The 4,063-nt window shown below is 37.4% G+C and carries 4 protein-coding genes; 1 reads left to right on the top strand and 3 read right to left on the bottom strand.

Annotated elements, in window-relative coordinates; genetic code table 11:
* Positions 1 to 206, top strand: a 206-nt coding sequence (locus tag ACIQ0D_RS11950; protein ID WP_395805916.1) for a hypothetical protein, incomplete at its 5' end; no start/stop codon positions are given.
* A 447-nt stretch (positions 207 to 653) separates the two neighbouring features.
* Here ACIQ0D_RS11950 and ACIQ0D_RS11945 read toward each other — a convergent pair.
* The 3 genes from ACIQ0D_RS11945 to ACIQ0D_RS11935 all read right to left on the bottom strand — a co-directional run.
* Positions 654 to 1,661, bottom strand: coding sequence for an NAD(P)H-dependent glycerol-3-phosphate dehydrogenase (locus tag ACIQ0D_RS11945; RefSeq protein ID WP_395805914.1), 1,008 nt, complete (start codon positions 1,659 to 1,661; stop codon positions 654 to 656).
* Positions 1,662 to 1,734: 73 nt separating this feature from the next.
* Positions 1,735 to 3,099 (bottom strand): efflux RND transporter periplasmic adaptor subunit, encoded by a 1,365-nt coding sequence (locus ACIQ0D_RS11940; RefSeq protein WP_395805912.1) that lies wholly within the window; start codon positions 3,097 to 3,099, stop codon positions 1,735 to 1,737.
* A gap of 30 nt (positions 3,100 to 3,129) precedes the next feature.
* Positions 3,130 to 4,063: TolC family protein (locus ACIQ0D_RS11935; RefSeq protein WP_395805910.1), on the bottom strand; the 934-nt coding region annotated here is incomplete at its 5' end.

Raw genomic sequence — 4,063 nt, 5'->3', positions numbered from 1 at the left:
GTGAAGGCGGAAGTGGCGGTGGTTACCGTGGCGGAAGTGGCGGCGGTCGTCGTGAAGGTGGACGCGAAGGTGGACGCGAAGGCGGCAGCGGTGGTGGTTTCCGTGATTTTTCAGGGAAGCGCCGTGAAGATCGTAGCGGAAGTTCAAGTGCAGGCACTGGCGGACGTCGTGAAGGCGGCAGCGGCGAAAGACGCAGAAGGAACTAAAATCCAACAGCCAAATAATTTAAGAGCAAGAAAAATTGATGGAAAATCTGTCTTTTTTTCTTGCTCTTTTTTGTTAAGAAGGAATAAAGAGCATGGAGTAAGGACGAAAAACTGATAACTCTTTTCCTACGATTAATAAATGGCTTCGAGAACCTCAGCCACCGGGTAGCTGTTGTCGCATGTCTAACCAACTAATTACTAACCAACTAAATTGTCTGAACGATGATTTATTTGATTTTTGTGATTGCGGAAATTAGAGCAAGAAATAAGGAACAAAGATTAAGGACATTTCTCATATCTAAATACTTTGTACTAAATACTAATTGAAATGTCGCTAGCCTAACCAACTAACTACTAACCAACTATACCCCTGGCTTCGAGTACCTCAGCCACCGGGTAACGTATGTCGCATGCCTGACAACTGATAACAGACAACTGCCAACTGATTTACGTCAACTGCTCAGAAAGCAACTTCATTTCAATCTGCGGAGAATGTCTTTCATAGAGAATTGCATAAACTGCTCTACAGATAGGCATATTTACTTTGTAGGTCTTATTTATCTGATGAAGGCAATACACCGCATAATAACCTTCTGCTATCATGTTCATCTCTAATTGTGCTGAAGTCACGGTATAGCCCTTCCCTATCATATTACCGAAGGTTCGGTTACGGCTAAATTGAGAATAGGCCGTTACGAGTAAATCGCCAAGGTAAGCCGATTCTTTAATATCTCGATCAATAGGGTGTATCGCATTTACAAAACTTTCAATTTCACGAATTGCATTTGAAATTAAAACCGCTTGAAAATTATCCCCATAGCCAATACCGCGGCAAATGCCACTAGCTACAGCATAAATATTCTTCAATACTGCGGCATATTCAGTCCCGAAAATATCATCCGATACATTTGTTTTAATATATCGTGTATTTAACATGGATGAGAAATGAGAAGCCAATTCAGTATCTTGAGATGCAATAGTAAGATAAGATAGTTTTTCAAGTGCTACTTCCTCTGCGTGACAGGGACCGCTAATCACTATAATATCACTAAATGGAATATGAAAATGTTGGTTCATAAACTCACCGATTATCATATTCTCATCAGGAACAATCCCTTTAATGGCAGAAATAATTTTTTTTCCTTTGAGATCTTCGGGACTAATATCCTTTAGGGTTTCTTTCAAGAATGCTGCCGGCACATTCAATAAAATGAAATCGCATGCGGTAATAATATCCTTAAGGTTTGAACTTAAATTGCTATCTGGGACTTTTATCTCCACAGAGCTGAGGTAATGAGGATTATGATTGTATTGGCGAATATGCTTAATAGCTTCCTCATTACGCATCCACCAGAAAATCTCCTTTTCGATAAGATTATCCGACAATATCTTGATAATGGCGGTCGCCCAACTACCTCCTCCAACAACGGCTATCTTTTTGTGAATATGCGTCATAATAAAAATCCCGATAGATTAATTGATGTAAATACAATTAATCGACCGGGACAAGTTAAGAAAATCTTAGAAATTAGTCTTTCTTTTCGCCTGTAAAAAGCTTTTCCTTTTCAACTTTTTCAACTACCACACTATCTTTCAATGTTTTGGAAATGGCAGTAAATGGAAGAGAAACCACCTCTTCACCACCCTTTAATCCAGATTTAATCAAAATATAAGTATCATCTTGGATTCCTGTAGTTACTAAAACCTGTTTAACTTTACCTGCACTGTAAACGAAAACATATTCCTTAACAGGTTCAGTATCTTTTAATTTATCTTTTTCATCTTTGGCTGAAGCTGGTTTAACCTCACCTTCTGATTCATTAATTTCCTTTTTCTTCTCACGGGTAGTCACCGATTGAATAGGGACAGCGATACCAGTATATTGTTCTGTTTGAATATCTACTGTTGCTGACAATCCCGGACGGAATGGAGATGGATTAGCTGAATCAGAACGCACCAATTTAGCATATGATTCAGGTAAAATACGCACCTTAACGGTAAAGTTAGTAACCTGATCAGTTGAGGTTCCAACAATGCTTGATGAGCTAGCAATTTCAGTAACTTCACCTTTAAATTTTTGATTTTGGAAGGCATCCACCTCAATATCAGCTAAATCTCCGATAGAAACGCGATTGATATCACTCTCATTAACATCCACACTCACTTCCATTGAACTAAGATTTGAAATTCTCATTATTTCAGTCCCAGCCATTTGAGAAGTACCCAAAATACGATCTCCCAATTCAATTGAAAGTTTTGAAATAACACCATCAACAGGCGCAAAAATTGAAGTCTTCGCTAAATTAGCACCAGCTTCTTTTACTACTGCATTAGATTGATCTACTCCGAATTTAGAAGCCACTACATTTTGACGTACCGACTCCAAATTGGCTTTAGAACTTTCAAATTCTGCCTTTACTGCATCAAATTCTGCTGCCGATAAAACTTTTTTAGCAAAAAGCTCTTGATTTCTCTTGTATTTAGCTGAAACATTGGCAAAATTAGCTTCTGCCTGCTTTAGTTGCTGTTGCGTGCTTGCCAAAGATGCCTTCTGACTATTTAAAGAGGCTACGGCACGATCAAAACCCGATTGAAGAACATCTGGACGAACCCTACATAATAATTGACCTTTTTTTACTACATCGCCCTCTTTAACATGAAGTTCAACTACTTCACCTGAGACTTCCGCGCTTAACTTCACTTCAATTTCTGGTTGAACCTTACCACTTGCTGATACCGTTTCTACAATTGTACGTTTCTCTGCTTTCTCAACGGCAACCTGAGTCACCTCACTCTTACCAAACCAGCCGAGTTTATTTCCGGCTACTGCCACTACTAGAAGTATTCCTGCTCCAATGAGCACATATTTTAATGTATTATTTTTCTTTGCCATGTTTTGATTATAAGGAAAAAGGAGTTTTAATTAAAATGTTAAAGGGTTACCCAGATAAAAATCAATGACTTTACTTCTAAAAATAAAATCATATTGTGCCTGTATCTGGTCGAATTGTGCTTTATTTAAATTTGTTTGAGCCTGATTATAATCCAAAGAGTTTACCAAACCAACTGAATAACGTTGTTCAATCACGTTGAATGCTTCTTTCGATGATTCAAAAGCTGTTAATGTTGAATAATAACGTTTTTCGGCTGCTCTTAGATCATATACTGCTTGATTAATAACTTTATTAAGGTTATTTTTTGCCAATTGCTCATTGAGCAATGAATTTTGGAAATTGATTTTAGCTCTTCTAACTGAAGAACGTACTGCCATACCATTAAAAATGGGGATACTTAATCCGAATCCTATAAATTGATTGAAGTTATCTTTAATTTGATTGGTAAAACCATTATTTCCAAAAGCACCATTTGAATATCGAGTTCCGAAACCTGATTGCAGATTTAATGAGGGATAGTAATTCCCTTTGGCGATATCAATTCCTTTTTCAGAAGCCTGTCTTCTCAATTCAGCTAAACGAATATCAGGGAAGCTAGAAGCAGCAGATTTAAAAACATCTGACGCGGAATACGCAGAATTAATCTTCGACATATCTTCCATTTTCGGCTTTTCAACAACAAATATTGAAGAAGGATCAAGCTCTAATAGCTGCGCAAGATTTAAAAATGCAAGATCTACCTGATTTTGAGCATTGGTAACATTAAGTTCTGCAGTAGCAAGTTGAGATTTAGCTTGTGATAAATCGGCAAGAGTTTTTGACCCAACATCAAAAAACTTTTGTTCAATATCTAATTGTTGTTTCGAAATAGCCAGTTGTTGCTGTGAGGCGATTAAAATATCCTGTGCATTTAACACAGATAAATAGCCAGTTACAACAGTCAAAACTAAATCATTCTTTATT

This window comes from Daejeonella sp., from assembly GCF_044342615.1.
In the GTDB taxonomy this organism is placed as follows: Bacteria; Bacteroidota; Bacteroidia; order Sphingobacteriales; family Sphingobacteriaceae; genus Daejeonella.
The sequence above is the reverse complement of the archived record's forward strand: the minus strand, read 5'-3'. Positions and strand labels throughout refer to the sequence as shown.

Coding starts and splice junctions, on each gene's coding strand:
- ACIQ0D_RS11945 (WP_395805914.1), bottom strand. CDS start 1,661: ATGACGCATATTCACAAAAAGATAGCCGTTGTTGGAGGAGGTAGTTGG.
- ACIQ0D_RS11940 (WP_395805912.1), bottom strand. CDS start 3,099: ATGGCAAAGAAAAATAATACATTAAAATATGTGCTCATTGGAGCAGGA.